At 55.1% G+C, this 26774-nt stretch carries 28 protein-coding genes; 7 read left to right on the plus strand and 21 right to left on the minus strand.

What is annotated here, in order from left to right; all coding sequences use genetic code 11:
* Positions 1–9: 9 nt before the first annotated feature.
* The 3 genes from FJ695_RS07420 to rpsU form a co-directional block, all read right to left on the minus strand.
* Entirely contained in the window at positions 10–861 is an 852-nt protein-coding gene (locus FJ695_RS07420) for a sulfotransferase domain-containing protein (protein ID WP_141184837.1), read from the minus strand.
* A gap of 131 nt (positions 862–992) precedes the next feature.
* Positions 993–1814 (minus strand): tetratricopeptide repeat protein, encoded by an 822-nt coding sequence (locus FJ695_RS07425; protein ID WP_141184838.1) that lies wholly within the window; start codon positions 1812–1814, stop codon positions 993–995.
* Positions 1815–2017: 203 nt separating this feature from the next.
* A complete protein-coding gene (gene rpsU / locus FJ695_RS07430; RefSeq protein ID WP_008188883.1) occupies positions 2018–2245 on the minus strand; it encodes a 30S ribosomal protein S21 in 228 nt (75 codons plus the stop codon).
* Positions 2246–2598: 353 nt separating this feature from the next.
* Between rpsU and FJ695_RS07435 the strand changes: the two genes are divergently transcribed.
* Positions 2599–3999: an MATE family efflux transporter gene (locus FJ695_RS07435; RefSeq protein WP_141184839.1), complete on the plus strand. Its 1401-nt coding sequence runs from the start codon at positions 2599–2601 to the stop codon at positions 3997–3999.
* 9 nt (positions 4000–4008) lie between these two features.
* On the opposite strand, the gene FJ695_RS07440 is transcribed toward FJ695_RS07435, so the two are convergent.
* The 3 genes from FJ695_RS07440 to FJ695_RS07450 form a co-directional block, all read right to left on the minus strand.
* The gene (locus tag FJ695_RS07440; RefSeq protein WP_141184840.1) at positions 4009–5103 is read right to left on the minus strand and encodes a 5-(carboxyamino)imidazole ribonucleotide synthase; all 1095 of its coding nucleotides are present in this window, start codon (positions 5101–5103) and stop codon (positions 4009–4011) included.
* A gap of 25 nt (positions 5104–5128) precedes the next feature.
* Positions 5129–5623 carry a 5-(carboxyamino)imidazole ribonucleotide mutase gene (gene purE, locus FJ695_RS07445; protein WP_141184841.1) on the minus strand — a complete coding sequence of 165 codons (495 nt, stop codon included), beginning with the start codon at positions 5621–5623 and terminating at the stop codon, positions 5129–5131.
* Positions 5624–5758: 135 nt separating this feature from the next.
* The gene (locus tag FJ695_RS07450) at positions 5759–5965 is read right to left on the minus strand and encodes a DUF465 domain-containing protein (protein WP_168206288.1); all 207 of its coding nucleotides are present in this window, start codon (positions 5963–5965) and stop codon (positions 5759–5761) included.
* Positions 5966–6304: 339 nt separating this feature from the next.
* Here FJ695_RS07450 and FJ695_RS07455 point away from each other — a divergent pair, with 339 nt between their 5' ends.
* Positions 6305–6484: a YdcH family protein gene (locus FJ695_RS07455; RefSeq protein ID WP_168206289.1), complete on the plus strand. Its 180-nt coding sequence runs from the start codon at positions 6305–6307 to the stop codon at positions 6482–6484.
* A gap of 71 nt (positions 6485–6555) precedes the next feature.
* Here the strand turns inward: FJ695_RS07455 and FJ695_RS07460 are convergent, their stop codons facing one another.
* Together FJ695_RS07460 and FJ695_RS07465 are read right to left on the minus strand one after the other, a co-directional pair.
* Complete coding sequence (locus FJ695_RS07460) at positions 6556–8187, minus strand: acyl-CoA synthetase (protein ID WP_141184842.1); 1632 nt, start codon at positions 8185–8187, stop codon at positions 6556–6558.
* 87 nt (positions 8188–8274) lie between these two features.
* The gene (locus FJ695_RS07465; protein ID WP_141184843.1) at positions 8275–9039 is read right to left on the minus strand and encodes a sulfite exporter TauE/SafE family protein; all 765 of its coding nucleotides are present in this window, start codon (positions 9037–9039) and stop codon (positions 8275–8277) included.
* A gap of 169 nt (positions 9040–9208) precedes the next feature.
* On the opposite strand from FJ695_RS07465, the gene FJ695_RS07470 reads away from it, so the two are divergent.
* Positions 9209–11116, plus strand: a complete 1908-nt coding sequence (locus tag FJ695_RS07470) for a propionyl-CoA synthetase (RefSeq protein WP_141184844.1) — start codon at positions 9209–9211, stop codon at positions 11114–11116.
* Positions 11117–11251: 135 nt separating this feature from the next.
* A complete protein-coding gene (locus tag FJ695_RS07475; protein ID WP_141184845.1) occupies positions 11252–12043 on the plus strand; it encodes an SDR family NAD(P)-dependent oxidoreductase in 792 nt (263 codons plus the stop codon).
* 39 nt (positions 12044–12082) lie between these two features.
* Here FJ695_RS07475 and FJ695_RS07480 read toward each other — a convergent pair whose 3' ends face one another.
* On the minus strand, positions 12083–13870 hold the full coding sequence (locus FJ695_RS07480; protein ID WP_141184846.1) for an ABC transporter transmembrane domain-containing protein: 1788 nt from the start codon (positions 13868–13870) through the stop codon (positions 12083–12085).
* Positions 13871–14187: 317 nt separating this feature from the next.
* On the opposite strand from FJ695_RS07480, the gene rpmE reads away from it, so the two are divergent.
* Positions 14188–14412 carry a 50S ribosomal protein L31 gene (gene rpmE / locus FJ695_RS07485; protein WP_141184847.1) on the plus strand — a complete coding sequence of 75 codons (225 nt, stop codon included), beginning with the start codon at positions 14188–14190 and terminating at the stop codon, positions 14410–14412.
* Positions 14413–14546: 134 nt separating this feature from the next.
* Here the strand turns inward: rpmE and FJ695_RS07490 are convergent, their stop codons facing one another.
* Together FJ695_RS07490 and FJ695_RS07495 are read right to left on the minus strand one after the other, a co-directional pair.
* Positions 14547–15089 (minus strand): DUF1465 family protein, encoded by a 543-nt coding sequence (locus FJ695_RS07490; protein WP_141184848.1) that lies wholly within the window; start codon positions 15087–15089, stop codon positions 14547–14549.
* A gap of 407 nt (positions 15090–15496) precedes the next feature.
* Positions 15497–15694: a DUF1192 domain-containing protein gene (locus FJ695_RS07495; protein WP_141184849.1), complete on the minus strand. Its 198-nt coding sequence runs from the start codon at positions 15692–15694 to the stop codon at positions 15497–15499.
* A gap of 138 nt (positions 15695–15832) precedes the next feature.
* Here FJ695_RS07495 and FJ695_RS07500 point away from each other — a divergent pair, with 138 nt between their 5' ends.
* Both FJ695_RS07500 and FJ695_RS07505 read left to right on the plus strand, forming a co-directional pair.
* The gene (locus FJ695_RS07500) at positions 15833–16837 is read left to right on the plus strand and encodes an NAD(P)H-quinone oxidoreductase (protein ID WP_141184850.1); all 1005 of its coding nucleotides are present in this window, start codon (positions 15833–15835) and stop codon (positions 16835–16837) included.
* Positions 16838–16991: 154 nt separating this feature from the next.
* Positions 16992–17738: a DUF1013 domain-containing protein gene (locus FJ695_RS07505; RefSeq protein ID WP_141184851.1), complete on the plus strand. Its 747-nt coding sequence runs from the start codon at positions 16992–16994 to the stop codon at positions 17736–17738.
* Between the two features lie 42 nt (positions 17739–17780).
* On the opposite strand, the gene FJ695_RS07510 is transcribed toward FJ695_RS07505, so the two are convergent.
* From FJ695_RS07510 to pgk, 10 genes are all read right to left on the minus strand, one after another.
* Positions 17781–18035 carry a DUF1272 domain-containing protein gene (locus tag FJ695_RS07510; protein WP_141188627.1) on the minus strand — a complete coding sequence of 85 codons (255 nt, stop codon included), beginning with the start codon at positions 18033–18035 and terminating at the stop codon, positions 17781–17783.
* Between the two features lie 130 nt (positions 18036–18165).
* The gene (locus FJ695_RS07515; protein ID WP_141184852.1) at positions 18166–19200 is read right to left on the minus strand and encodes a peptidoglycan -binding protein; all 1035 of its coding nucleotides are present in this window, start codon (positions 19198–19200) and stop codon (positions 18166–18168) included.
* Positions 19201–19205: 5 nt separating this feature from the next.
* Positions 19206–20195 carry a flagellar motor protein MotA gene (locus FJ695_RS07520; protein ID WP_141184853.1) on the minus strand — a complete coding sequence of 330 codons (990 nt, stop codon included), beginning with the start codon at positions 20193–20195 and terminating at the stop codon, positions 19206–19208.
* Positions 20196–20363: 168 nt separating this feature from the next.
* Complete coding sequence (locus FJ695_RS07525; protein WP_141184854.1) at positions 20364–21170, minus strand: inositol monophosphatase family protein; 807 nt, start codon at positions 21168–21170, stop codon at positions 20364–20366.
* A gap of 65 nt (positions 21171–21235) precedes the next feature.
* A complete protein-coding gene (efp, locus tag FJ695_RS07530; protein ID WP_141184855.1) occupies positions 21236–21799 on the minus strand; it encodes an elongation factor P in 564 nt (187 codons plus the stop codon).
* A gap of 157 nt (positions 21800–21956) precedes the next feature.
* The gene (locus FJ695_RS07535) at positions 21957–23093 is read right to left on the minus strand and encodes a tetratricopeptide repeat protein (protein ID WP_141184856.1); all 1137 of its coding nucleotides are present in this window, start codon (positions 23091–23093) and stop codon (positions 21957–21959) included.
* Positions 23094–23100: 7 nt separating this feature from the next.
* Complete coding sequence (locus FJ695_RS07540) at positions 23101–23739, minus strand: thiamine phosphate synthase (RefSeq protein WP_141184857.1); 639 nt, start codon at positions 23737–23739, stop codon at positions 23101–23103.
* Between the two features lie 134 nt (positions 23740–23873).
* On the minus strand, positions 23874–24941 hold the full coding sequence (fba, locus tag FJ695_RS07545) for a class II fructose-bisphosphate aldolase (protein ID WP_141184858.1): 1068 nt from the start codon (positions 24939–24941) through the stop codon (positions 23874–23876).
* A 220-nt stretch (positions 24942–25161) separates the two neighbouring features.
* Positions 25162–25542 (minus strand): VOC family protein, encoded by a 381-nt coding sequence (locus tag FJ695_RS07550; protein ID WP_141184859.1) that lies wholly within the window; start codon positions 25540–25542, stop codon positions 25162–25164.
* 24 nt (positions 25543–25566) lie between these two features.
* Positions 25567–26760: a phosphoglycerate kinase gene (pgk, locus tag FJ695_RS07555; protein ID WP_141184860.1), complete on the minus strand. Its 1194-nt coding sequence runs from the start codon at positions 26758–26760 to the stop codon at positions 25567–25569.
* Positions 26761–26774: the final 14 nt, after the last annotated feature.

Consider the following 26774-nt stretch of genomic DNA (forward strand, 5'->3'; position numbering starts at 1 on the left):
TATGTTTTCCTAGTGGGAAAGAGAATCAGCCATCTCAGGGTACAGCTCATTCATGCGTGATTTGCAAATCTTGGCGATATTTTTAATTTCGTCACGAGATAGATCTGCAGGTTTAATATAATTGTTCGCGTTCCCTGGATCTGAATTCGAACCCGATGCAAAAGTATTGACTTTAACCTTAGCGACCTCCGGGTCGATCCCTTGTAGCCCAGAGAATTCCTGCAGCTTGTTTATCCCAACAGGCAAGTCCGAAACAAAATCCTCGTACTTAACAAGATGAAGGCGAGGTGTTCGCGCCGCATTTTCTGGTTTTGTCAACGGAAGGAAGGCTTGTGTATTTGCAACCCATTCTTTGCAGGAGAGTATGAGGTCGCGTTTGTTTTTGACCCAGCCCCTTGCTTTTTGGGATTTTACGACATCAACAATATTTCGATAAACATATATACAGTTTAGGTTTGGTATTAGACTTTGCATTACCAGCAAATTGTCGATGGACACCCTGGGAGATTTAGTTGCCCAGATATCTCTCTTAATAGACTTCGCTGAGTTCTGATAGGATTCACAGAAGGCTTCGATACAAGATAATAAGGCGCCTTTTGAGTATTCGACCGGTGGCTCCAGTGCGGCCATCCAGAATTGTACATCTCCAGATTTTACTTTGTCCCAGTCGTATTTCTGGCCCTGCATTTGTTCTTCGATGGTTTGAAGCTGAGTTTTGGTAAAAATGGAAAGAGCCAATAAGCGTCTGGCTGTGAATTCACCGTAGCAGATACCATTGTCAGCGCTCGATATGAGGCGTTGAATTAAAGTTGTTCCACATCGAGTGGTGGGGGCGCCTACATAGATTGGGCAGTTTTCCATAGGAGTATCCGCAAAGAATTAAAAGAAGATCAGATGAACTCATCCTGCTTTGCGGGAAAATGGAATGCAATAGACGTGGCCCGTTTCCGCAAAGAAAACGGGGAACTACTGGAATAGATTGGAGCGCTATTCTAGCCGCCGACGCGTCTCAGGCCTTCTCGGGCGATCTGGTTGGAATTGTCCAGGGTCAAAGCGCGGGTAAAGTTGCGGCGAGCATCTTTTGCGTTGCCCTGCATCTCCAGAGCGAGGCCTCTATTGGCCCAGGCGATAGACGAATCACGATCTAGATTGACGGCCATGGAAAGATCGGCAAATGCCGCGCTGGGATCATTCACGGCCAAATAGGAAATGCCGCGAGCAATATAGGGCGCACTGGCTTTTGGATTCAGGCCAATCGCAGTCGCAAAATCTTCGATGGCTTGCGCGTGCTGGTTCTGACCTTGGTAGATCAAGCCGCGGTTATAAAACGCCTTTGCATCACTGCTGTCGCGGGCAATGACCGAATTGAAATCGTTCAAAGCCGCGTTGAGATTGCCTTGCTGGCGGTAGATATTGCCGCGGCCGATATAGGCGACATCATAATCAGGCTTGATGTTGATGGCGCGGGTGTAGTCGGAGACGGCGAGATCGTTTTGCCCAAGACGCCGGTAGACCAACGCCCGGTTCGCATATGTCTGATAAGAGCGCGGGTTCAACTGCAGCGCCTGATTGAAATCTTCTATTGCCAAATCCAGTTTGCCGGCCTGGCCATAGGCGATGCCGCGTGTGCTGTAGGCATTGGCGTCTGACGGATTGGATTCAATGACAGAGGTCAGGGAGGCGATGTTCGTTGAAGAGCCGACAGAAGAATTGACCGGAACACCCTGATAGACACCACCGCCCTGACAGGCGCTTAAAAGCGTCGCCATTGCGAGAAGGGCGGCGTGCGGCAGGTGTTTGTTTATCCGGCTCATCGGACTCTTTTCAGCAAAACGAAGGAACATGCCGTTCATCTGCCTCCAATTGGGCGGTAATGTGACTGCGCTTTCCGCTTCAAATGCGGTGGAGCAGATTTCCCCGGCAAACGCCAAAAAGCCGACCGATCTGACGGCCGGCCTCTCGGCATATTAAGCAATGTGCAAAAAGCATGCTGCCAAAAAGCACGCTCAAGCCGCACTTAGCGGCGAGCGGATTTGCCCGGCAGAAGACCTTCGCGCTGAGCCCGCTTGCGAGCCAGCTTGCGTGCGCGGCGGATAGCTTCAGCTTTTTCGCGCGCTTTCTTTTCAGACGGCTTTTCAAAGTGACCGCGAAGTTTCATTTCACGGAAGATGCCTTCGCGCTGCATCTTTTTCTTGAGCGCCTTCAGCGCTTGATCGACATTGTTGTCGCGAACCAGAACCTGCACGCGTTTTTTCCCGTTTTTCATGCGCTGCGGTCAATTCCGCAGCTAATTAAAACCATGATGGAAGCGAGACTTCGTCAACAACCCTTGTGACTGCTCTGAACAACATGCAGTCAACGCAAGAGTGCATCCACTTGTGTACAGAAACCGGATCGCCGCTGACGCGTCGCTCACTTTGAGCCGGGTTATTATCAGAGGCCGTGGATTGAGTCCACACTCATTTGCAAAAGAAATGGCTCAAAACCCGCTTTTCGCACTTATAGCAGTTGGCTGGGCGCAAGCAAACGTGGTGGACATCAACGAATTTGGCGAGTAGAGGTGGATTCTGTTCTCCCGCCCGGTTTTTGGAGTGACGAATGGAGCAGCACGCTTCAGGGGCTCCTGATTCGATCAAAAAAGACTCTCTTTGGCACAGTGATATTCTGCCAACCCTTTCGCTCGGACTTCCGTTAGCCGGCGCACAGTTGGCGCAGATGGCGATCAACACGACCGATGTCCTAATGATCGGCCGCCTGGGAGCTGAGGAACTGGCAGCCTCCGTGCTGGCGTTCAATTTTTACATGCTCTTGTGGTTTTTCGGGATGGGCTTGCTGCAGGCCGTCATCCCGCTCGCTGCGCGCGCCCGTGGACAGCGCAAACCGCGGGATTTGCGCCGCGCTGTGCGCATGGGGTTCTGGGTGTCGGTTCTGTATTGCCTGCCGATCTGGGTGGTGCTTCTTTTCACAGAAGAGCTGCTGCTGCTGTTTGGCCAGGAACCTGAGCTGGCGCGGTTGGCCGGTCTTTATATGGGCGTCTTGCAATGGACCATGCTCCCGGCACTTTTGATCATGGCTGTTCGAGGGTTTTTGACCGTCATGGAGCGTACGCAAATCGTATTGTGGGCGACAATTGGCGGTGCCGTGGTCAATGCGATTCTGGACTATGTTCTGATTTTTGGTGAGTTCGGATTTCCGCGCCTGGAACTCATTGGCGCTGGCATTGCGTCTGTCTTCAGCGCGACCACGACGTTCTTGTTTCTGCTTTGTTATGCTTTGTACCATCGCAAACTGCGCCGCTATAACATTCTTGGACGGATATGGCGGTCGGATTGGCCGGTGTTTTGGCAGATCGTGCGGTTGGGTATCCCAATAGCGATTACAATCGTCGCAGAGGGGTCGTTATTTGCTGCTTCTGCAATCATGATCGGCTGGCTTGGAACAATACCGCTGGCGGGCCACGGGATCGCGCTACAGATTGCCTCCTTGACCTTCATGGTGCCTGTTGGCCTTTCCGTTGCCGCCATGACACGGGTCAGCCTTGCTGACGGCCGGGGCGATCGGGCCGGTGTTGGCCGGGCGGGCTGGACAGCGCTTGCTGTGACGATGGCTTTCATGGGGGCATTTGCCATCCTGTTTTGGACGGTTCCTGAAACCCTGGTCAGTCTTTATCTGGATTTGGACGACCCCCAATCGCAGGACGTGTTGGCCTATGGCGTGTCCTTCCTGCTTGTTGCAGCCCTCTTCCAGCTGGCCGATGGCGGGCAGATTATTGGCGTCAACAATCTTCGGGGGTTGGGCGATACGACCATCCCGTTGTTCTATGCGCTGTTCGGCTATTGGGTGATCGGCATCAGCTTGTCCCTCGGCCTGGGTTTCCTGGCCGGTTGGGGCGGGGTTGGTGTCTGGTGCGGCCTGGCCGGTGGTTTGGCGTCTGTTGCTTTACTATCCAACATGCGCTTCGCCCGGCGTGAAAAGCTGGGTTTGCTTCATCAAAGCTGATGTTTCCGATCAGCTGGTCTTGGCTGAAATCCGGTTCACATGGCCCATCTTCCGGCCATCCCGGATTTCCGATTTGCCATAAAGGTGCAGTTGCGCGGTCGGATCTTTCAGGATCTCATGCCAGCTTTCTGCATCCTGCCCAATCAGATTTTCCATCACGGCATCGGAGTGCCGATCCGACGGTCCGAGCGGCCAGCCGGCAACAGCGCGGATGTGCTGATCGAACTGGGATGTCAGGCATGCGTCCTGGGTCCAATGCCCGGAATTGTGAACGCGTGGTGCGATTTCGTTCACCAGAAGCTTTTCGGTGTCCCCGTCTTTGACCAGGAACATTTCGACACCCATGACACCGACATAGTCGAGGCCGGAGACGATCTGTTCTGCCATCTTCCGGGCAGCGCTTAACGTTTGCTCGGATACGCCAGCCGGAACTGTCGAGGTCTTTAGAATATGATTTTCGTGGTGGTTGCGGGCGATGTCATAACAGGCGCAGGTACCATCGAGGTCTCTTGCGACAATCACTGAGACTTCGCAGTCAAAGTCGATCAAGGCTTCTAGAACAGCAGGGACACCACCGATCTCTTCAAAAGCACCGCCGGCATCGGCGGCCGTACGGATCATCTTTTGGCCCTTGCCGTCATATCCAAACCGGCGGGTTTTCAGGACACCTTGTCCGCCGAATTGGGCTAGAGCTGATTCCAAATCAGCTTGGCCATTGATTTCGGCATAACCGGCGATGGCCACGCCGGAGCTGGACAAGAACTCTTTTTCAAAGAGCCGGTCTTGAGAGACTTCCAAGGCACGGACTCCGGGCCGTACCGGGCATCGGGATGCCAGGTGCTCTGCGGTCTTGCCGGGAACATTTTCAAACTCGTAAGTCACCACCGACACGGCGCTTGCAAACTGGTCAAGCGCGGCAATGTCCTCATAAGCTGCGATGGTTTGATCTGCGCTGACATCAAATGCCGGGCTGTTCGCGTCTGGGCAGAAGATATGGGTTTTGAGCCCCATACTCGCTGCCGATTGTGCGAGCATCCGTCCCAGTTGGCCGCCGCCAAGAATGCCGATCGTATCACCGGGCTGAAGGCGATTTTGTGCGCTCATGGCAGCAGTTCCTGAGTTTGATGTGTCAGTTCGTTTCGTCGACCGGAAATTCTGCAACCGCTGCGGTGCGGTTCGCGCGGTATGTGTCCAGTGCCGCTTCAATGTCCGTGTTTGTAAGAGCCAAAACAGCGGCTGCCAGCAGAGCGGCATTTGTTGCGCCGGCCTTGCCGATGGCCAAGGTGCCAACTGGAATGCCGCCTGGCATTTGAACAATGGACAAGAGACTGTCTTCGCCTGAAAGCGCGCGGCTTTCGACCGGGACACCGAAAACCGGGAGAGGTGTCAAAGCTGCGGTCATGCCGGGCAAATGCGCGGCACCGCCGGCCCCGGCGATAATAACTTTAAAACCCTCTGCCTTGACGTTCTTGGCAAAGTCATACATGCGGTCTGGGGTCCGGTGGGCGGAAACAATGCGCGCCTCGAAAGATACGCCCAACTCGGCAAGTGTATCGGCAGCGTGTTTCATCGTCGGCCAATCGGATTGACTGCCCATGATAATTGCGACGTCTGCCTGTGCCATATTTCACTCCAGAGTTTCACTGAGGCCGGAAGAGCCGCGGAGTATAGGCAGCGCGCGGCACTTCGCAAGCATCAATAGGTTTAAAGCCGCGATGCTTGAATATCAGTCTGGCAATTCGCTGCAAGTCCGGTGAGTTTAGGCAATAATGTCAGGGTGCAACTGGTCTTCCAGGACCATGATGCGATCCTTGATCATAAGCTTCTTTTTCTTCAATCGCTGAAGCTGAAGGACATCATGATTTGAAGTTGACGCCAGAGCTTCCACGGCGACGTCAAGATCTCTGTGTTCCTGACGAAGTTGAGCAAGTTCCATCCGCAGAGCATCGGTGTCCATACGTGCCATTCATTCCCCCAAAACTGGAACATAGTCCTAGTCTATTTTTATACTTGCCGGCAAGACAACATCGGCTTTTCGGTCTCATCCAGCGGCAAATGGTCACTGAAAAGTGGCTGCGCCTTTCTCCGTCCTCGGCAGTTTCTGAGGCCGCAAATTTGTCAGGGGCAATTTATATGAGTTTTCCAGAGCTTAAGTATGCGATCAAATTTAGGGAATCCTAAGGATAGCAGCCGGAAAGGCTGCTACGACGGCAAAACGTCTCTGATATGCAAAATCGGCAATCGACAAGGCCGGATTTTATATGGCAACATGCTGCCGTTGAGCCAACAGACAGGAGGTTTATCCATGTCAATGCAGTCGCATCTCGAGGAATTAGAGCGCCGCCACGCGGAAATGGAACGCAAAATCGAAGACGCTCTGTTACATCCGAGTACGGACTCCCTGAAATTGGCTGACATGAAACGGCAAAAACTCAAGATCAAGGACGAGATTGAGCGAATACGCAAGGATGTGACGATCCACTGATCGTCCAACTCTGTGGTATTTGGCGCCGCGCGGATTGCGCGGCGCTTTTTATTTGAACGGATGAATTTCGACTAAAGAGTTTTTGCCTGCTCCCGAAGGGCGAACTTCTGGATCTTTCCGGTAGAGGTTTTGGGTAGGTCGCAGAAGATCACAGTTTTAGGTGATTTGAAGCTCGCGAGATGCTCTTTGCAAAATGCCATGAGATCCTTGTCGCTCACCTCTGACCCGGCTTTCAGTTCTACGAAGGCGCAAGGTGTTTCACCCCATTTCTCATCCGGCCGGGCCACCACAGCAGCAGCCTGCACATCAGGGTGTTTGTAGAGAACATCTTCCACCTCAATTGAGGAGATGTTTTCGCCGCCGGAGATGATGATGTCCTTCGAGCGGTCCTTCAATTGGATGTAGCCGTCCGGATGCAGCACTCCGAGGTCGCCGGAGTGGAACCAGCCGCCCTTGAAGGCGTCTTGCGTAGCTTCCGGGTTCTTCAGATAGCCCTTCATAACGACGTTGCCACGGAACATCACTTCGCCGATGGTTTCGCCATCGGCTGGGACAGGTTCCAAAGTTTCCGGATCAAGAACCGTCAAATCTTCCAGTGCAACATAGCGGACCCCCTGGCGGGCTTTCTTTTGCGCTTGCTGATCAAGCGGTAAAGCATCCCACTCGCCCTTCCAGTCGTTGACAACAGCCGGGCCATAAACTTCGGTCAGTCCATAAAGGTGTGTGACATTGAACCCGGCTGTTTTCATCGCTGCCAGAACACTTTCTGGCGGCGGAGCGGCCGCGGTGAAAAACTCAATCTCCTGGTCCAGATCACGCTTGTCGTCTCCGGCATTCAGCAGGGTCGACATGATGATCGGTGCGCCGCACAGATGGGTAACACTTTCATCGGCGATCAGATCCCACATTGCCTTGGGCCGGACCCAGCGAAGACAAACGTGTGTGCCGGCCACGACCGACAAAGACCAGGGAAAACACCAGCCATTGCAATGGAACATCGGCAAGGTCCAAAGGTAGACCGGATGTTTGGCCATAGACGCGGTGATGACATTGGCCTGGGCAAGCAGATAAGCACCGCGGTGGTGGTAGACCACGCCCTTTGGGTTGCCTGTTGTTCCGGAGGTGTAATTCAGTGAGATGGCATCCCACTCATCATCCGGCAGCGACCATGCAAAATCCGGATCGCCAGATTGCAAGAATTCTTCATAATCGAGTTTGCCAAGCAGCTCACCGTCTTGCGGGAATTCCGGGTCTGAATAATCAATGACCGTCGGTTTGACTTTGGCCAGAGCCAGCGCTTCCTTGATGACAGCGGCATATTCCCGGTCCGTGATCAGGACTTTGCAGTTGGCATGGTCGAGCTGAAACGCAATGATCGCGGCATCGAGGCGTGTATTCAACGAATGCAGAACAGCCTTTGTCATCGGGACGCCGTAGTGGGCTTCCAGCATGGGCGGAACATTGGAGAGCATGACACTCACCGTATCGTCTTTGCCAATACCGTGTTTGCTGAGCGCGGAAGCCAGCTGTTTCGACCGTTTGTAGAAGGTTTGGTAGTCGGTGCGCTGTTTGCCATGGATGATCGCAATGCGCTCTGGAAACACGTCCGCTGCTCTTGCCAAAAAGCTTAAGGGACTAAGGGGCGCGTAATTGGCGTCGTTTTTTTCAAGCCCGCTCGAAAACGGGCTAACAGTGGCGTCCATTGTGATCCTCCTAAATAATTGCCGAGTATCAAACCCGGAAATTCACAAAGGTGCAATGCAACAATGGGCGCTTTTGACGCAGTCCGTTCAGATCAAAAAACCAGCGATGCCGTCATAGACCAGCTTTAGGCCAATCAGACCCATGACGACATAGATGATGTTGTAGAAGGTCTCTGCCTTAATAATCTTGACCAGCCGGACACCGGCAAGAGTTGCGACGAGCGCTACTGGGAACAGGGCTGCCGAGGTTGTCATGTTGGCGGTGTCGAATTGGCCTAGAAAGAAATACGGAATAACTTTTAAGGCATTGACAGTCGCAAAGAAAATAACTGCTGTTCCGGCAAACAGCATCGGTGGAAACCTGAGCGGCAGCATATAGAGCTGGAAGGGCGGCCCTCCGGTGTGGCTGATGAAGCTGGTGAAACCGGCAACAGTGCCCCAAAATGCCCCTTTGGGAATATTGTGTTCCAGCGCCCGGTCTTCTTTGCGGCGCTTGAACACGTAGTCAGCCACAAACGCTATTGAAATGAGACCGATCATCAAGGTGACAAACGTATCATTGACGTAGGACGCTGCACCCCAGCCGATGCAGATGCCGGCAACAGCGGCAGGTAGCAGTATCGCTAGGCTTTTCCAATCCGCTTTGCCCTTGTAGGCCATCAGCGCAATGGCATCCATCACCAGCAAGATCGGCAACATAATGCCGGCTGCCTGGAGCGGTGAAATCACCAAAGACATGATCGGAACGCCGAGCATGGCGAAGGTGCCGCCAAACCCCCCTTTGGACAGGCCGACACAAATGACGGCCGGGACTGCAGCTGCATAAAACCAGGGATCGGTGATGGGAAGCATGAACGGCACTACGGATGGGTGGGATCAAATGAGCGCGCAAACAAGCACGCCAGAAGGATTACGTAAAGGTCCGCTCATCGAATTGCTAAGTCTGGAAGGCTTGCAATTCCAATGTCTCCTGCAACACTCTAGGCCAAATGCTTGAGAGCTGCTGTTTGGGAGGATGATAATGGCAAGCCGGTATCACGACGTCTATCAGGGCTGGCACAATGATCCGTTGGGATTTTGGAAAAATGCCGCCTCTGAAATTGATTGGGTCAGCACGTCCGACAAGGTCTTTGATCCTGATCAGGGGCAGTATGGCCGTTGGTTCCCAGATTGGGAGTGCAACACCTGTTACAACTGCCTGGACCGTCATGTTGAGCGCGGCCGCCCGGGGCAGCCAGCCCTGATCTATGACAGCCCGATCACTGGCGCCAAAGCAACATACACCTACGCGGAACTTCTCGAGGAAGTAGAAGCGCTCTCTGCCGTGCTTCAAGATCAAGGGCTTCAGAAGGGCGATCGCGCGATCATCTACATGCCGATGATCCCGCAAGCGGTTATGGCCATGCTGGCCTGCGCCCGCCTTGGAGTGATCCACTCTGTCGTTTTTGGCGGATTTGCCGCCAACGAACTCGCCACCCGGATTGTTGATGCCACGCCGAAAACGATCATCGCAGCCTCCTGTGGCATCGAGCCGGGCCGGGTGATTGCCTATAAGCCGCTCATTGATGAGGCTATCGAGCTCTCAACGCACAAGCCGGACAGTGTATTCGTATTCCAGCGGGAAGCTGAAACCGCCTCGATGGTGGACGGCCGAGACCATGACATGGGTGTTCTGATGGAGGCTGCCAAAACAGCCGGCCGTAAAGTTGCACCAGTGCCGGTCAAGGCAAGCGATCCGCTGTATGTGCTCTACACGTCCGGCACGACCGGCCAGCCGAAAGGTGTCGTCCGCGACAACGGCGGCCACATGGTTGCACTCAAATGGTCCATGTCGAACCTTTACGACATCCAGCCGGGCGAGGTGTTTTGGGCAGCGTCTGATGTCGGCTGGGTGGTTGGCCACAGTTACATCGCCTATGCGCCGCTGCTCCATGGCTGTACGACCATCGTCTTTGAAGGAAAGCCGGTTGGAACACCGGATGCCGGGACCTTCTGGAGGGTGATTTCCGAGCACAACGTGGTGTCCCTATTCACCGCGCCGACCGCGTTCCGGGCGATCCGCAAGGAAGACCCGAACGGGGAGCTGATCAAAAAATACGATCTGTCATCGTATCGGTCGCTGTTCCTTGCTGGTGAACGTGCCGATCCGGAAACAGTTAATTGGGCGATCGACCAGTTGCAGGTGCCGGTGATCGACCACTGGTGGCAGACGGAAACCGGCTGGTGCATTGTCGGCAACCCGCTTGGCCTTGGCGCATTGCCGGTCAAACCGGGCTCTCCGACGGTTCCGATGCCCGGATATGATGTCCAGATCGTTGATGACGCCGGTCATCCGCTCGAAGCGAACACGCTTGGCAATATTGTCGTGAAGCTACCGCTGCCGCCGGGAGCTCTGCCGACATTGTGGAATGCGGACAAGCGCTTCTTTGATGCCTATCTCGCAGAATTTCCCGGATACTACAAAACTGCTGACGCCGGCATCATTGACGATGATGGGTACCTGTCGATCATGGCGCGCACCGACGACATCATCAACGTTGCTGGCCACCGTCTGTCGACCGGCGGTATGGAAGAGGTGTTGGCCACCCACCCGGATGTTGCCGAATGTGCGGTTATCGGGATCGCTGACAAGCTCAAGGGGCAGTTGCCGTGCGGATTTGTTGTTCTGAAAGCCGGTGTGGACCGCTCCCATGACGACATCGAAAAAGAGCTGATCAAACTCGTTCGTGAAAAGATCGGACCGGTTGCTGCTTTCAAGATTGCGATCACGGTCGACCGTTTGCCAAAAACCCGGTCTGGCAAGATCCTACGGGGCACAATGCGTCAAATCGCGGACGGGGAAGAGTATAAAATGCCCGCCACAATCGATGATCCGGCAATTCTCGATGAGATCACCGATGCTCTGAAATCTCATGGGATTTCAGCTTAAACAGGTGAAGTGACGCAACTGGAAGTGCGTAACAGGCATCGACAGATATGACTTTGGGACTTATGGTCGGGCCGCCGCGGAGCGGCCCGTCTCTTTTCTGCGGCGGTTCTAATTTGTGTAGCCGTGAGGTTTTCCGTGTCTTTAGAAAATAAGGTCGCCATCGTTACTGGGGCAGCCCGTGGAATCGGTTTTGCTGTCGCCAAGCGTTTTGTCATGGACGGCGCGAAGGTCGTGATCGCCGATGTCGATGATGAAGCCGGCGAGGCAGCTGTTGAGGATCTGAGCAGCCTCGGCACGGCGATGTATATCCATTGTAACGTTGCCGAGCGGTTGGACGTTCGCAATCTGGTCGCCGAGACGTTGAATGCCTATGGCGATATCGATGTCCTTGTTAACAATGCGGGCATTGTTGTCGGTGCCGATTTCCTGGATCTGGAAGAAGATGATTTCGACAAGGTCCTGTCGATCAACCTCAAGGGCGCGTTCCTGTGTTCTCAGGCTGTCGCCCGGCACATGGTCGAAAAAGTCGACAATGGCGGCGACCCCGGCTGCATCATCAATATGTCGTCGGTCAATTCCGTGCTCGCGATCCCCAATCAGATTCCTTACTGCGTGTCCAAAGGGGGCATGAGCCAGCTGACCAAAACAACGGCTTTGTCGCTGGCGCAATATGGAATCCGCGTCAATGCGATCGGACCTGGCTCGATCATGACGGAAATGCTGGCAACTGTGAATAGCGACCCGGCAGCGAAAAACCGGATCCTATCCCGCACGCCGATGCTGCGGGTTGGCGAGCCGTCTGAAATCGCAGGCGTTGCAGCGTTCCTGGCCTCTGAAGATGCCGGATATGTGACCGGCCAGACGATTTTCGCCGACGGCGGCCGCATGCCGCTGAACTATACGGTTGCGGTGCCTGAAGACGATTGATCCAATCGATAAACAGGAATTGAGTAGGAGAGGCGGACGCTAAACGGTTTCCGCCTCTTTTCCGTTTCCGAATTGCAGCTCTGCGAGCTTTGCATAAAGGCCGCCTGCAGCACTCAGATCCTGGTGGGTGCCGGTTTCCACGATCCGGCCTTGATCCATCACGACGATCCGGTCCGCTTTCAAGACGGTCGCCAGCCGGTGGGCGATGATCAGGGTCGTCCTGCCTTCCATTAGCTGATCAAGAGCGGTTTGCACCAGCTGTTCACTTTCGGCATCCAGCGCGCTGGTGGCCTCGTCCAATAAAAGGACCGGCGCATGTTTGAGGACCGCGCGGGCGATCGCGATACGCTGGCGTTGGCCGCCGGACAGAGTGATACCGCGTTCACCGACCATCGTGTCGTAGCCGTTTGTCATTTTTTCAATAAACGGAGCAGCGAGGGCGGCGGTAGCCGCCGCGACAATCTCGTCTCTGCCCGCCTCCGGTCTGCCATAGGCGATGTTGTCCGCAACACTGGCGCCAAAAACAGCCGTATCCTGTGGCACCATGGCGATATGGCGCCGAAGATTTTCAGGATCGAGCTTGGTAAGCTCCGCGCCGTTCATTTGGATATTGCCGCTTGTGGGATCGTAAAAGCGCATCAGCAGGCTGAAGAGTGTGGATTTGCCCGCGCCCGACGGGCCGACCACAGCCACTTTTTCTCCCGGCGCGATTGTCAGGCTCAGATCCCGGACAACCGGCATTTTTTCTGCATTCTCATAGGCAAACGACACGTTGTCGAAGACGATTTCGCCGCGCGGTGTCTCGGGAAGCGGGAGAGGATTGGCGGGGGCACGGATTGCAGGTTCGATTTCAAGCAATTCGGACAAGCGCTCGGCGGCGCCAGCCGCCTGCGAGAGTTCACCCCAAACTTCCGAAAGCGCTGCGAGCGACCCGGCTGCCAGGATCGAATAAAGCAGGAATTGGCTGAGTTCACCGCCTGTGATCCGTCCGGCAAAAACGTCACTGGCACCAATCCATAAGACGGCCACGATCGAAGAGCCGATCACAAGGATCGCAAATCCGGTCAGGGCCGCTCTTGCGACAAATGCCTGGCGGGCCGCTGAAAAGGCGGTTTCGACAGCCGTACTGTATCTATCTGAGCTGCGGCGTTCGTGGGTGAAAGCCTGCAGGGTTCGGACCGATCCAAGCATCTCGCCTGCATAGGCCGAGGCGTCGGCCAACATGTCCTGTGCGTAGCGGGACCGTTTGCGCACCTTCCGGCCAAATCCGAGGATCGGAATAAGGATCACCGGGATCGCCGCTAGGACAATGACGGACAGGCGCGGGCTGGTTACCACCATCATGACTGCAGCGCCGGTGAACATGATGGTGTTGCGCATGGCAAGGGAAGCGCTGGCGCCAAAGGCGGATTTGATTTGTGTGGTGTCGGCGGTCAGCCGCGAAAGGATTTCACCGGATTTGGCACTATCATAAAAAGAGGGACTGAGCCGGGTCAGATGGGCAAACACATCAGACCGCAATTCCGCGACAACCCGTTCGCCAAGCCACATGACCAGGAAATACCGGACTGAACTTGCACAGGCGAGCGCGCAGACAACTCCGATCAGAACGGCAAAATAGGAATTGACCAGCGCCGGATCTCCTGCGCCAAAACCGTAATCGATCATGCGGCGCACGGCAGCCGGAAGAACAAGCGTGATGACTGCGGCCGAGAACAAAGCCCCCAATGCGGCCAGGACCATCCCCTTGTGTTTAAGGAGATAGGGAAACAGCCGTGTTAAGGGCCGCAAAGACCGCCGGCGGTCGGAGGTGGCTTCGTTGGACATGTACACCCTTGTTCGTTCAGAAGACCAAGTTTTGTCTATAGCTTACTTAAGCGGCTGTGGGGCTTGTGCCAATCCCGGATACAGACTCTAGCCGGTTTGAAGGAGTGCAATTTTGACACATCTCAGTTTGTTTGCTGGATTTAGGAAATTGCTTGGAAAATGCGGGAACTTCGGTCTTGTCTTGTCTTGCGGCTTAGGGTATATCCCCGCCTCATGTTTCTAAGGGCGGCGTCCGCAACTGGATCGGCGGCCCTTTATCTCGTTTGCGTTCCATGGCGTTCTTTAAGATCGTGAAAGGACGCTGGAAAGGACCGGTCATGAAAGCGGATATCCATCCCGACTACCACACCATCAAGGTCGTAATGACCGATGGCACCGAATTCACCACCCGCTCCACCTATGGCGCGGAAGGCGACACCCTGCAGCTCGACATCGACCCGACGTCTCACCCGGCTTGGACCGGCGGAAACGCACAGTTGATGGACCGCGGCGGCCGCGTGTCCCGCTTCAAGAACAAGTTTGCTGGTTTCCTAGGTTCATAAGTCCCGGTTTCCTAGACGACTGTTTAAAACCCGGCCTCAAGGCCGGGTTTTTTTGTACCTCACTGAATGCGGACACGAAAAAAGCCGCCCCGAAGGACGGCTTACAAGGGCAGTTTTTGTAATTGAGGTGAGGCTTAGCCGATCTTACCGAAAGCGGCGTGCAGCTGACTGATCTGCGAGGCCACCGGGTTGTCGTTGTTGGCTTCTTCTTGCGGGGCGTTGTCTTCCACACGGTACAACATCTTGTCGAGATGTACGACGCGTTCCTGTAAGCGAGTGGAGCGCTCTACAAGAGTGCGCAGGGTTTCCGGCAAATCGTCCCAGGCCGGGCCGCCCATGGCGCTGCTCAACTTGTCCAAACGGACCTTGTTCTTGTCGCTGCCTGCCTGCTCGCGGGACATTTCGCCTTCGTTGACGGCACGCTGCAGCAAAAGCCAGGAGGCTAGCTGCATCAACCGCGTGGTCAGGCGCATGGATTCGGTTGCGTAGGCAAGAGATGCCGGGCGTGCCAATTGTTTGGCTTCCTCGCGGCCATCGCCATCCAGATAAAGAGCGGTTTCTTCGACCAGCGACATACCTTCCTGAAACAGGGTCTGGAAGTTATCCGAATTCGCCAAGTGGTGTGCGATATGCACTGCGCTTGTGGAAAGGTCCGCTTTTTTGAAATCTTCAGTCATGAGATTACTACGCCTCAGTTACATGTTCCGTCTGTGCCGCACCTTGTCCCATCGCCGGATGTGTCATCCCAGGTCAGGTGTTCCGTTTTGGAACGATGCGTGCCCTTGTCCCCTTTACTGAGCAATCCGCGTGCCAGCAGCAGCTGCCCAAGGGGCGTTAACCAGAACAAAGACAGCCTACTATGGCCGGTCGGCAAAAAAAAGAGCCGCTGGTGCGGCTCTAAGTCTTTAACAGGGAGGCGTCAAACAGAGTGGACAGTGGCCACTCCTATCCAGATGACTGGATGCCTATATTTATAATTTGGAAAGATTAATGAGTGGTAAATAAACAAAATTATAGCGATTTCGTTAAGGATAAAACCCTTTGATTTTTAATAAACAAACGAAAAATGTAAGATATTACAAGGCTATTTCTGAAAAAAAGCATCTGCGGCATCGCGAATATTGCTGCGTTGTTCAAGAGTGTTTTTGGTACGGTTAATCTCTTCGCTCAGTGCTTCGATCCGATCCCTAAGTTCATCCTCTGACAGTCTGGTGAGATCCTCCCCAACCGTGATCGGAGCGCTTTCAGTTTTTTTGGGGATATCATCATCAAAGAGGCTCATCTCAGATCTCCGCTACCATCCGACATTTAGCTGCCTTGCCGATTGGGAATTGATGCTAATAGTCTCAATCACCATTTACCATAGAAATGGGACAGGCGCTGTAAATCGTCCCAATATGAACCACAAGGATGACCTACAATGCAAAATCTGCCGGGCACAATGTCAGTCATTGCGATTTCCCAACCAGGCGGCCCGGAGGTTCTCGTTGTGGAACAGCGGCCGCTTCCGGATCTCAACGACGGAGAAATTCTGATCCGTGTCGAGGCAGCGGGTGTAAACCGCCCCGATGTACTTCAGCGGATGGGGGCCTATCCGCCGCCAAAGGGTGCGTCTGATTTGCCCGGACTGGAAGTTGCTGGTGAAGTGGTGGCTTTGGCAGATGGTGCAAGTGGCCACGTGATTGGCGATAAGGTGACCGCCCTTTGCCCCGGCGGCGGGTATGCCGATTATTGCAAAGTGCCTGCCGGTCACGCTCTGCCTGTGCCTTCCGGCCTATCAGCGATTGAGGCGGCATCGTTACCAGAGACGTTCTTTACGGTTTGGACGAATGTTTTTGACCGCTGCGGGCTCAAAGAGGGAGAGCGGTTTTTGGTGCATGGCGGCACGTCTGGGATCGGCACATGTGCAATCCAGTTGGCCAAGGCATTTGGAGCAGAGGTGTTCACGACAGTCGGTTCCGATGAAAAAGCAGACGCTGTCAAAGCGCTCGGGGCCGACCATGCGATCAATTACCGGGATGTGGCGTTCGAGAAAGTTGTACTGGAGCTGTCCGGCGGCAAAGGGGTCGATGTGATTCTTGATATGGTGGGCGGCGACTATGTGGAGCGCAATTGGAAAGCGGCTGCCGTTGAAGGCCGGATATGCCAAATCGCCACGTTGAACGGTGTCTCCCACGATGTGAATTTCTCCCGTCTCATGGTGAAACGTCTCACCCATACGGGCACGACGCTGCGACCGCGTGACAACGCTTTCAAGACTGCGATCGCGGATAACTTGAAATCCAAAGTCTGGCCGTTGATCGAATCGGGAAAGATCAAACCTGTGGTCGATTCCACTTATCCGCTGGCCGAGGCCGCCGAAGCGCATAGACGCATGGAAAGCTCTGGCCATATCGGAAAAATTGTTCTGACATTCGGGAGTTAAGGTGGTTTGCCGGTTGGCTGTGTGCGGTCTATGCGGACATGATTTGCGTTTCCGTCGCGTTCGGCATATATTCCCGGCAACTCCCATGATTTTGTAATGGAACACCGCTTTTCCGACCTGCCGGCCGGGGGAGCAGACAAGAGGAATTTGACCGATGGCGAATACGCCGCTTATGCCGAAGGCAACCGCCGTCTGGCTCGTGGACAACACTGCGTTGAGCTTCACGCAGATCGCGACGTTCTGCAAGCTGCATCCGCTTGAAGTGAAGGCCATTGCAGATGGTGAAGCCGCGCAGGGCATTAAGGGTCTCGACCCAATCCTGACCGGTCAGCTGACCCGTGAGGAAGTGGAGAAGGCGCAGAACGACCCGAACTACCAGCTGAAGCTGCAGGGTTCCAAAGTTGTCGTTCCGGAAACCAAACGTAAGGGTCCGCGTTACACACCGGTGTCCCGCCGCCAGGACCGTCCGAACGCAATCCTCTGGCTGGTGCGTAATCACCCGGAACTCAAAGACGCTCAGATTATGCGCCTTGTTGGGACGACCAAACCGACCATTGCCGCGATCCGCGAGCGCACGCACTGGAACTCCGCCAACCTGACACCGTCTGACCCGGTGACACTCGGCCTGTGCAGCCAGCTGGAACTCGACATCGAAGTTGAAAAGGCAGCCAAGAACGCACCGCAGCCAATGGTAGGTGAGCCGGTTGAAACGCTGATGCCGGTCGAAGACACCACCAGTGAAGACGCCATCGCAGCGGCGTTCTCGCTCGATCCGAATACGGCTCCGAAGCGTGAGGAAGAAGAAGAGATCGATGTTGACGCGGTCTTTGCGAACCTGTCTTCGCCAAAGAGCGAAGATGATGACGCGGATGAGGACGGCGAGAGCGACACAAAGCTCTAAGCCCTCAGAAAAGAATATAGTTTTAGAAGCCGCCGGTTGAACTCAGCCGGCGGCTTTTTGTTGGCAGCCTTCTGGTTTGAAGATGCGTTTTGAGGAGGTAGGATATCTGGCCAGTACAGCTGCCGGACGAATCGGCCTGGATTGAAGATTGCCGCCGCAGTTTGGGCAAACTCCGTTCAAGGTGTTTTCCACGCAATCACAGCAAAACGTACATTCAAACGTGCAGATCATTGCATCTGCAGCGTCTGGCGGCAGATCCTTGTTACAGCATTCACAATTTGGGCGAAGTTCCAGCATCACCTGCACCTCGGCGTTTCATATGGACTAGATCAGCGGCTGTTCAGGTGGAAACGCTTGAACAGCCACAAGCTGATCGATTTTAAAGTGGTAGAGCATCTTGTCTGGGTTCACCTGAACGCAGGATGCTCTAGCGTTCGGTCAGTTTCAATTCGATGCGCCGGTTCTTGGCAAGGGCTTCCGGTGTTTCACCTTCTTCCAAAGGTTGGAATTCACCAAAGCCGGCCGCAACAAGGCGTTTGGGATCGACACCCTTCTCAATCAGGTACCTGACAACGGAAATAGCGCGGGCAGCGGAGAGTTCCCAGTTGTTGCGCAGCCGTCCGGTGCCTGACAGCGGGCGAGCATCGGTGTGACCGTCGACACGCAAGACCCAATTGATCTCATCTGGGATTTGCCCGCTCAATTCGATGATGGCTTCCGCTAATTTGTCGAGCTCGGTCCGGCCTTCCGGATTGATGTCCTCAGAACCGGAATCAAACAGAACTTCCGATTGGAAGACGAAGCGGTCGCCAACAACAGAGATGTCGGAGCGCTGAGATAGAATTTCCCGCAAGCGGCCAAAGAAATCTGAGCGATACCGGGAAAGTTCCTGCACCCGTTGGACCAAGGCCGCATTCAGGCGCTTGCCGAGGCTGGCGATTTTGGCCTGGCTCTGCGCTTCTTTGGCTTCCGAGGCTTCCAGCGCTGCGTTTGCCGCTGCGATCTGGCGGCGCAGGGCTGCGATCTGTTGATTGAGCAGCTCGACTTGAGCCAAGGCTGCTTGGCTGACCTGGCGTTCGTCATCAAGAAGCGTTTCCAGCCGCGCGGCGCGGCCCCCGGCGGCCTCTGCATCGCCAGAGCTGCTTTCCAGAAGTCCCAGCAGGCGGCTCTGTTCAGCTTCAGCACTGCTTAGGCTGGCCTGAAGCCCAAGAATTGTGTCTTCCAATTCGCCTGATGACGCCCTCTCAAGCGCTAACAACTCGGTGAGTTCGCTGATTTGGGCATTGAGGCGGTTGAGGACTGTGTCCCTGCCGGAAAGCTGCTGCGATAAGAAGAATTGCGCGATCATGAAGATCGAGAGCAGGAAGATAATGACCAACAGCAACGTGGCCATGGCATCAACGAAGCCGGGCCAATAATCCGTTGTTTGGGCGCGGCGGCGCGATCTGAGGCTGCCAGCCATGCCGGTTACTCCTTGGCCCGGTCAAAGGCAGCGGAAATGGAGGACAGAAGGCCTTCGATCCGCTTTTGCTGTTCACCTTGGGATTCAGCCCAGTCCCGCATCATTTGCTGTTCGGAGCGCACATGTTTGACGAGGCCCTGAATGCCTTCTGCAAGGTTCGCCATGGCTTGGGCTGCGTTTTTGCTGCCGCCTTCTTCAACGCTCTTTTGCAAGGCCGAGATCGAGGCCTGGATGTGTTCCACGCCCGGGGAATCGCTTGAAGCAAAAACGCCGTCTTCCGGGTCTATGTCGGTGACCGTCGACAGCCAGTCTTCCAGTTCGGTGTAGAAGCGGTTTTGCGCTTGCCCAGCTTGCAGGTCCAGGAAGCCTAGAATCAGGGAGCCGGTGAGACCGAACAGAGAGGACGAGAAAGCAGTGCCCATGCCGGACAAGGGAGCCTCGAGCCCGGCTTTCAGATCCTCAAAGATAACGTTGGCATCACCTGAACCGACATCCAGTGACTGGATGGTCGCGCCGACGGAGCTAACGGTTTGCAAAAGACCCCAGAACGTTCCGAGCAGTCCGAGAAACACCAGTAGCCCGGTAAGGTAGCGAGATATTTCCCGGGATTCCTCCAGGCGCATGCCGATAGAATCGAGAATGGACCGGGCTGTGGTTGGCGTTAGGGCCATGTCGCCAGCCTTATTGCCCAAGAGCGCGGCCATAGGTGCTAGCAAAACTGGCGAGCGTGTATCCAGTGCGGGATCGCCGATACGGAAGCTGTTGACCCAGGAGATTTCCGGAAACAGTCGGATGACCCGGCCAAAAAGAAGCAGAATGCCAAAGCCGCCGACAAAGACGATCAGGCCATTCAGACCCGGGTTGCTCATGAAGGCGACTGATATCTGCGGAAACAGGATGAAGGCTATGAACGCGACGATCACCAGGAAGATGATCATGAAGGTCAGATAGGCCCTCGGACTGGACAGGCTATAAGGATCAAATTCACGTGCCATGTTTGCTGTCAATCACCTGTTTGCAGAGGTCATTGATTGATAGCGTGATTTTTAACAGGTTGGAAACCTAGAATCGGTGCTGCAGCCCCAATTATATTTGGATAGCGGAAAAACCGGCAGGTTCTGAAAACCTGCCGGTTGAAGCTTTTCACCTGAAAATGGAGAAGATCAGCTCTGTTGCGGGGCTTCTGCTTTTTTCAACAGACGCAGCAAATGCTTGTGGGCATCTTCATTGCCAACAACCACATCACCGCTTTCGAGCATTTTGTTCTTGCCGTTCAGATCGCTGGCAAACCCACCCGCTTCGCGGACCATCAACAGGCCGGCTGCAATGTCCCAGGAGTTCAGATTGCGTTCCCAGTAGCCATCTAGGCGGCCAGAAGCGGTCCAGGCAAGATCCAGCGCAGCAGCACCGGCGCGGCGGATACCGGCAACTTCCGGCATGATGTGTCGCAGTTCACGCAAAGTGCGGCCGTGGTCACCATGGCCAATGAATGGCAACCCGGTGCCAAACACCATTTCCGGCAGTTCGGTCCGACCGGCAACCCGCAGGCGGCGATCATTCAAAAAGGCTCCACGGCCGCGTTCGGCTGTGTAGAGCTCATCCATCACCGGATTGTAAATGACACCAGCAACGATTTCGCCGTTCCGCTCAAGAGCAATCGATGTTGCAAAGATCGGAATGCCATGCAGGAAATTGGTTGTACCGTCGAGCGGATCAATGTGCCAGCGGTGCTGGCCGTCGGTTCCTTCAACAACACCGCTTTCTTCCATCACCAGGCCGAAGGTCGGCCGGGCTTTGGTCAGTTCTGCGCGCACAATTTCCTCAGCCTTGCGATCTGCTGCGGACACAAAGTCACCAGGCCCTTTTCGGGAAACCTGAAGATTTTCAACTTCACCAAAATCGCGGACCAGGCTGCGGCCAGCCTTGGTCGCGGCTTGAACCATCACGTTGAGGAGTGCTGTGCGGGCCATGTTGTTTCACTTGTTGTTGGGCGCAGCCGAATATGACTGCGCCAAATGTTCTGACAGGTCAGAAATCAGTCTGCGCGCTTGACGTATTCCAGCGTGCCGGTGTCGACAATGATTTTTTCACCAGCCGTAATGAACGGCGGAACCATGACACGGACACCGTTTTCCATCAGCGCAGGCTTATAGGATGAAGACTGCGTCTGACCTTTGACGACGGCATCAGCTTCGGAAATTTCCAAGGTGACATGCTGCGGCAAAGTGATGCCGATTGGGCGTTCTTCATGCAGTTCTACAGTCACCATCATGCCGTCTTGCAGGAAGGCTGCCCGGTCACCGACGAATTCAGCCTGCAGTTCGAGCTGCTCGTAGGTTTCGGTATCCATGAAGATCAGCATGTCGTCTTGGGTGTAAAGGTACTGGAAGTCCTTTTGTTCCAAGCGGACGCGCTCGACCTTGTCTTCTGAGCGGAAGCGTTCATTCAGCTTGCGCCCGTCAATAAGGTTCTTCATTTCGACCTGGGCGAAAGCACCGCCCTTGCCAGGCTTAACGTGCTGGACCTTGACGACGGCCCACAGAGTGTCCTGATGCTGCAGCACGTTGCCCGGCTTGATTTCGTTACCGTTGATTTTCATGGAACGACCGATATTTGACTTGTTTGGATCTGAAACAGCGCAGGGACCGGCTCAAGCGGCCGCGCCAATAATGGTTTGCGCCTGTCCACCATAAATACTCGATGGATTCAAGGAAAAAAGCGCTTCGACAATACAATCCTTGCTTCAATTGCAAGGATTACGGAGAGCTGAGGATCGAATCGTCCGACGGTGCCATCAAGGTTGCCGAGTATCGCTCGGCCAGCTTGCGGGCTTCCGCTAACGTTTCGTCATCAAGTGTTCCGAAAATACCGTCGAGCGTCGGATCGGAGACCCCCAATGTTCGGGCGATGAGGTGCCAGCCGGCTGCCGCAGCGTTGTCGTGGTCTCGTCCACGGCCATAGGCGTAGATGCGGGCGAGCCGGTTCATTGCCACAGGATTTCCGGCCGTTGCGGCCCGTTCGAACCAGTCCGCGGCTTCGCTTTCATCCGGGTCAACTCCGCGGCCCTGGAACCGCAAAATGCCATAATAGACTTGCGCGAACGTATGGCCCCGCCGGGCCGCGCGCCCCATCCAGAAGGCGCCTTTCCCAGGTTCGTTTAAACCGCTTCCGGCTTCCAGGTAAGAAAGGGCGAGGGTGTATTGCGCTTCCGGATCGTTCAGCTTGGCGGCTTCCTCCAAAAGAGACCGCGCCTTGTTTTCATCGTAGGGCCGGCCTTCACCCTCTTGGTAGAGGATCGCAAGATTATACAGTGCTGAAGCGTTGCCTGCGTCCGCGGCTTGCTCAAAGAGGTCCGCCGCTTTGGCCTTGTCTTGCTCAACCTTATCTCCGAGCAAATAGAGTTGAGCCAATTGCAGCGCTGCGCCATTATCTCCTTGAGCAGCCGCCAGGCCATACCAGTCAGCCGCTTTGACCTTGTCCTGATGGATGCCAAGTCCGGCTTCATGAAGAACGCCCAACAGAGCCTGGGCGGCTTTGTCACCATTTTCTGCCAGTGGTGTCGCAAGGCCGAGAGCGGTCAGGTACCAGCCGCGCTGGAAGGCGCTATAGGCGGTTTTGGCCGATGCACTCTCGCCGTCTGCGAGTTGCGGCGGCCCCGCATCGAGCAAACTCTGGACAGATTTGTTTTGTGTCGTAACGTCGACGGCGACCGGAAGCTTCGAGGAACCAACTGCTTCGTCTCTGGGTGTTGCAGCCTCAGTCTTTTCTTGAGCCATGGCCAGAGGGGCGAGCGGCATTGCCATCAGCACTGCGGTGACCCCGAGAAAGGCTGCACGCCGGAGAACGAGCCGGTTCCTCAGATATGCAAAAAGTTTTGGTGTGCGGCCGGTCATCTGGCTGTCACTCAACCTCCGGGAACGGATGAGCTTCCAATATCTGATTGGCATCGGTGACTGTCTTGGCGATGTCTGCTGACGTCCAGACTGCATCTTTGAGTGCAACGAAATCCGCCCCGGTTGCTGCGACCTCTTTGAGGGTTTCGATTGTATTGCCAGCCAATGCCACGCAGGGCGTTTCAAACAATTCCGCCCACCAGCTTGCACCGGTCATGGTTTTGGCATGGGCGGTGTCTTTTTCTTCCAAGTCCAACTTGCCAAAGAACAGGTAATCAACACCGGATTCGGCCCATTCCATTGCATCGTGTTTGGTCTTGGTGCCGCCGGTGCCAACGACCCGATCTGGCTGAAAACTCTCGACCGCGAGTTTGACGTCTTCAAGAGACGTATCGATGTGCACCCCATCAGCGCCGCTGCGGCCGGCGGCTTGCGTATCACCATAAACAAGCGCAGCAGCGCCGCCGCCCTGGATAACTGGTACCAGGGCTTCGGCAGCCGCCTGGATATCCTTGGTGGAAGCGTCCGGCATATAGATCAGGACACACGCGATATCACCGCCGGAAAATGCCTGTTTGAGCTGATCGGCCAATGTGGCTGGATCAAACACTGGGGGCGTCACAAGAAAAAGGCGGGGTCGGTTCACGAATACGAATCCTGTTGAAGTGCAGTCAGGGCGGCGGCCGGATGCCGTTTGTTGTCCCTAAAGACGGCGAAAGAGGGACGCAAGGCCCCTCTTTCAAGAAATTGATCTGAACTGCAAGCAGGCTGAGATCTAATTTAGGCGATTTTTGGATCCAGGCTGCCATCCTGATAGCGGGCGGCCATATCCGATAGCGTGGTGATTTTTTTGATTTTTGACGCCTGTCCAGCCGTGTTGAAGGCTTCCAAGCGTGCCACACACAGCTTCTGCATAGCTTCGCGGGCCGGCTTCAGGTACTTGCGCGGATCGAATTCACCCGGGTTTTCCTGAAGGATCTTGCGGATCTGACCGGTCATGGCCATCCGGTTGTCGGTGTCGATGTTGACCTTGCGCACACCGTTCTTGATGCCGCGCTGGATTTCTTCGACCGGAACACCCCAAGTCTGCGGCATTTCCCCGCCGTACTGGTTGATGATGTCCTGAAGATCCTGCGGCACTGACGAGGAGCCGTGCATGACCAGGTGGGTTTCCGGCAGGCGGCGGTGGATCTCTTCGATCACGTGCATGGCCAGAATGTCGCCGTCCGGTTTGCGGGTGAACTTGTAAGCGCCGTGAGAGGTGCCCATGGCGATGGCCAACGCATCAACCTTGGTTTCCTTGACGAATTTTACCGCTTCTTCCGGATCGGTCAGAAGCTGCTCTTCGGTCAGCTTGCCTTCCGCGCCGTGGCCGTCTTCCTTGTCGCCCATGCCGGTTTCCAGAGAACCAAGAACACCAAGTTCGCCTTCAACGGAGATGCCACCAAGGTGGGCCATGTCGGTCACAGTTTTCGTGATACCAACATTATAGTCCCAGGACGCCGGGGTTTTGCCGTCTGCTTCGAGGGAACCGTCCATCATCACAGAAGTGAAACCGGCCTGGATCGCGGTCATGCAGGTCTGGGCCGCGTTGCCGTGGTCCAGGTGAACGCAAACCGGAATGTGCGGATAAATCTCGATCACCGCATCCATCATGTGCTTGAGCATGACGTCATGGGCGTAGGCACGGGCTCCGCGGGAGGCCTGAATGATCACCGGCGAATCGGTCTGGTCGGCTGCAGCCATAATGGCGAGCGCCTGTTCCATGTTGTTGATGTTGAAAGCCGGTACGCCGTAATCGTGTTCGGCAGCGTGATCAAGCAGCTGGCGGAGGGTAATGCGAGCCATTTATATCTCCCAAGATCCGGTATCGTGATAGCGCCGATCAAACAGCTATTTCACGTTCCGGGTGTTGCGGTGCGTCAATCTCTGGTGGTTCTACCAAGTTTCCCGCAGAGGGAAAGAGGGCAGAGCATCCTTAAATCAATTTAAATTCAAGGCGTCAGCGGTTTTCTTCTAAGTTGTAATTAATTTGCTGGGCGAATTAATTTGGGTGTCCGCCGTTCAATCAGGTGTCTGTCCGGATGAGCGAACTCACATCAACTGTGGTGCCTGCAGGATCGCTCAAAAGCATCCGGCGCTGTCCATACGGCATATCACGCGGCGCTTCGATGATGTCGGCACCCAGCCTGCGCGCTCTGTTGTAGACCGCGTCGCAATCGTCGACGACAAAGGTAAGGATGATGCCTAAAGGGCGATGCCGGACTGTCTTCGGCACGATCTCATGGTCTTTCAGGAGAATTCCGAGCTCTAGCCCGGATTGGTCCGGATCTTCGAGATTCATAAACCAGTCAGAAGAGAACTTTGCCGTCAAACCCAAGAGCTCTTGATAAAAGGCCGCGGTAACCGCGACCTCATCTGTCAGGATGTTTGTGAAAGCACGTTGCATTTTCACCTCCCGCGGTGCTGAAAATCAGCTCTCCAGCGCCTTGACCCCCGGCAACTCCTTGCCTTCCAGCCACTCCAGGAACGCACCGCCTGCGGTGGAAACATAAGAGAAGTCTCCCGCTGCGCCTGCATGGTTCAGGGCGGCCACCGTGTCTCCGCCGCCGGCAACGGAGTTGAGCTTGCCAGCTTTGGTGTTGTCGGCAGCATGTTTGGCTGCGGCCACAGTGGCAATGTCGAAAGGTGCGATTTCAAAGGCGCCGAGCGGGCCGTTCCAGACAAGGGTCTTGGCAGCATCGATTTTGGTTTTTACGACGTCAATGGAAGCTGCGCCAACATCCAGGATCATGCCATCGGACGGGATTGCGTCCAGACCAACGGTGTCGTTGTCAGCGCCAGCTTTGAATTCTTTCGCAACCACCGCATCAGCCGGCAGGACGATCTCGCAATTTGCGGTGTCTGCAGCAGCCATAATTTTCTTGGCTGTATCCGCCAGATCATGCTCACACAAAGATTTGCCGACATCGACGCCTTTGGCTGCCAGGAACGTGTTGGCCATGCCGCCACCGATCACAAGCATGTCGACCTTGGAGACAAGATTTTCCAGAAGATCGATCTTGGAAGACACTTTAGCGCCGCCGACAACGGCTAGCACGGGGCGCTCCGGTTCGCCAAGCGCTGAGCCAAGGGCTTCCAACTCTGCTTGCATGGTCCGGCCAGCATAGGCGGGCAGCAAGCGGGCAATGCCCTCGGTGGAGCCATGAGCGCGGTGGGCGGCCGAAAACGCATCATTGACAAAGATGTCGCCATTGGCCGCAAGCGCTTTTGCGAACTTCGGATCGTTTTTCTCTTCGCCCTTGTGGAAGCGGGTGTTTTCCATCAAGAGGACTTGGCCGTTCTGCATGACAGCCACGGCTCCAGCAGCAGCTGTGCCAATACAGTCGTTGGCAAACCCGACTGTTTTTCCAAGCAGATTGGATACCGCTTGGGTTACGGGTGCCAGGGACATGCTGTCGACTTTTTCGCCTTTTGGGCGGCCGAAATGCGCTAGTAGAATGACCTTGGCACCCTTGTCGGAGAGCTCTTTGATCGTTGGAAGAACCCGTTCAATACGAGTGGTGTCGGTGACCTTGCCGCCGTCCATAGGAACGTTCAGATCAACGCGGACAAGCGCGCGTTTCCCGGTCAGGTCGGAGATGTCGTCGAGTGTTTTGAAAGCCATGGTTTCCACCTAAT

This window comes from Labrenzia sp. PHM005 (assembly GCF_006517275.1).
Classification (GTDB): Bacteria; Pseudomonadota; Alphaproteobacteria; order Rhizobiales; family Stappiaceae; genus Roseibium.

Bases quoted from the DNA above. Each gene is read 5' to 3' on its own strand.
- FJ695_RS07505 (WP_141184851.1), top strand. From the start codon at position 16,992: ATGGCGAATACGCCGCTTATGCCGAAGGCAACCGCCGTCTGGCTCGTG.
- FJ695_RS07495 (WP_141184849.1), bottom strand. From the start codon at position 15,694: ATGAGCCTCTTTGATGATGATATCCCCAAAAAAACTGAAAGCGCTCCG.
- efp (WP_141184855.1), bottom strand. From the start codon at position 21,799: ATGAAAATCAACGGTAACGAAATCAAGCCGGGCAACGTGCTGCAGCAT.
- FJ695_RS07500 (WP_141184850.1), top strand. From the start codon at position 15,833: ATGCAAAATCTGCCGGGCACAATGTCAGTCATTGCGATTTCCCAACCA.
- rpmE (WP_141184847.1), top strand. From the start codon at position 14,188: ATGAAAGCGGATATCCATCCCGACTACCACACCATCAAGGTCGTAATG.
- FJ695_RS07450 (WP_168206288.1), bottom strand. From the start codon at position 5,965: ATGGCACGTATGGACACCGATGCTCTGCGGATGGAACTTGCTCAACTT.
- FJ695_RS07455 (WP_168206289.1), top strand. From the start codon at position 6,305: ATGTCAATGCAGTCGCATCTCGAGGAATTAGAGCGCCGCCACGCGGAA.
- FJ695_RS07425 (WP_141184838.1), bottom strand. From the start codon at position 1,814: ATGAGCCGGATAAACAAACACCTGCCGCACGCCGCCCTTCTCGCAATG.
- FJ695_RS07515 (WP_141184852.1), bottom strand. From the start codon at position 19,200: ATGGCTGGCAGCCTCAGATCGCGCCGCCGCGCCCAAACAACGGATTAT.
- pgk (WP_141184860.1), bottom strand. From the start codon at position 26,760: ATGGCTTTCAAAACACTCGACGACATCTCCGACCTGACCGGGAAACGC.
- FJ695_RS07525 (WP_141184854.1), bottom strand. From the start codon at position 21,170: ATGGCCCGCACAGCACTCCTCAACGTGATGGTTCAAGCCGCGACCAAG.
- FJ695_RS07435 (WP_141184839.1), top strand. From the start codon at position 2,599: ATGGAGCAGCACGCTTCAGGGGCTCCTGATTCGATCAAAAAAGACTCT.
- FJ695_RS07510 (WP_141188627.1), bottom strand. From the start codon at position 18,035: ATGCTGGAACTTCGCCCAAATTGTGAATGCTGTAACAAGGATCTGCCG.
- FJ695_RS07490 (WP_141184848.1), bottom strand. From the start codon at position 15,089: ATGACTGAAGATTTCAAAAAAGCGGACCTTTCCACAAGCGCAGTGCAT.
- purE (WP_141184841.1), bottom strand. From the start codon at position 5,623: ATGGCACAGGCAGACGTCGCAATTATCATGGGCAGTCAATCCGATTGG.
- FJ695_RS07470 (WP_141184844.1), top strand. From the start codon at position 9,209: ATGGCAAGCCGGTATCACGACGTCTATCAGGGCTGGCACAATGATCCG.
- FJ695_RS07440 (WP_141184840.1), bottom strand. From the start codon at position 5,103: ATGAGCGCACAAAATCGCCTTCAGCCCGGTGATACGATCGGCATTCTT.
- FJ695_RS07460 (WP_141184842.1), bottom strand. From the start codon at position 8,187: ATGGACGCCACTGTTAGCCCGTTTTCGAGCGGGCTTGAAAAAAACGAC.
- FJ695_RS07480 (WP_141184846.1), bottom strand. From the start codon at position 13,870: ATGTCCAACGAAGCCACCTCCGACCGCCGGCGGTCTTTGCGGCCCTTA.
- FJ695_RS07420 (WP_141184837.1), bottom strand. From the start codon at position 861: ATGGAAAACTGCCCAATCTATGTAGGCGCCCCCACCACTCGATGTGGA.
- fba (WP_141184858.1), bottom strand. From the start codon at position 24,941: ATGGCTCGCATTACCCTCCGCCAGCTGCTTGATCACGCTGCCGAACAC.
- FJ695_RS07465 (WP_141184843.1), bottom strand. From the start codon at position 9,039: ATGCTTCCCATCACCGATCCCTGGTTTTATGCAGCTGCAGTCCCGGCC.
- FJ695_RS07535 (WP_141184856.1), bottom strand. From the start codon at position 23,093: ATGACCGGCCGCACACCAAAACTTTTTGCATATCTGAGGAACCGGCTC.
- FJ695_RS07520 (WP_141184853.1), bottom strand. From the start codon at position 20,195: ATGGCACGTGAATTTGATCCTTATAGCCTGTCCAGTCCGAGGGCCTAT.
- FJ695_RS07550 (WP_141184859.1), bottom strand. From the start codon at position 25,542: ATGCAACGTGCTTTCACAAACATCCTGACAGATGAGGTCGCGGTTACC.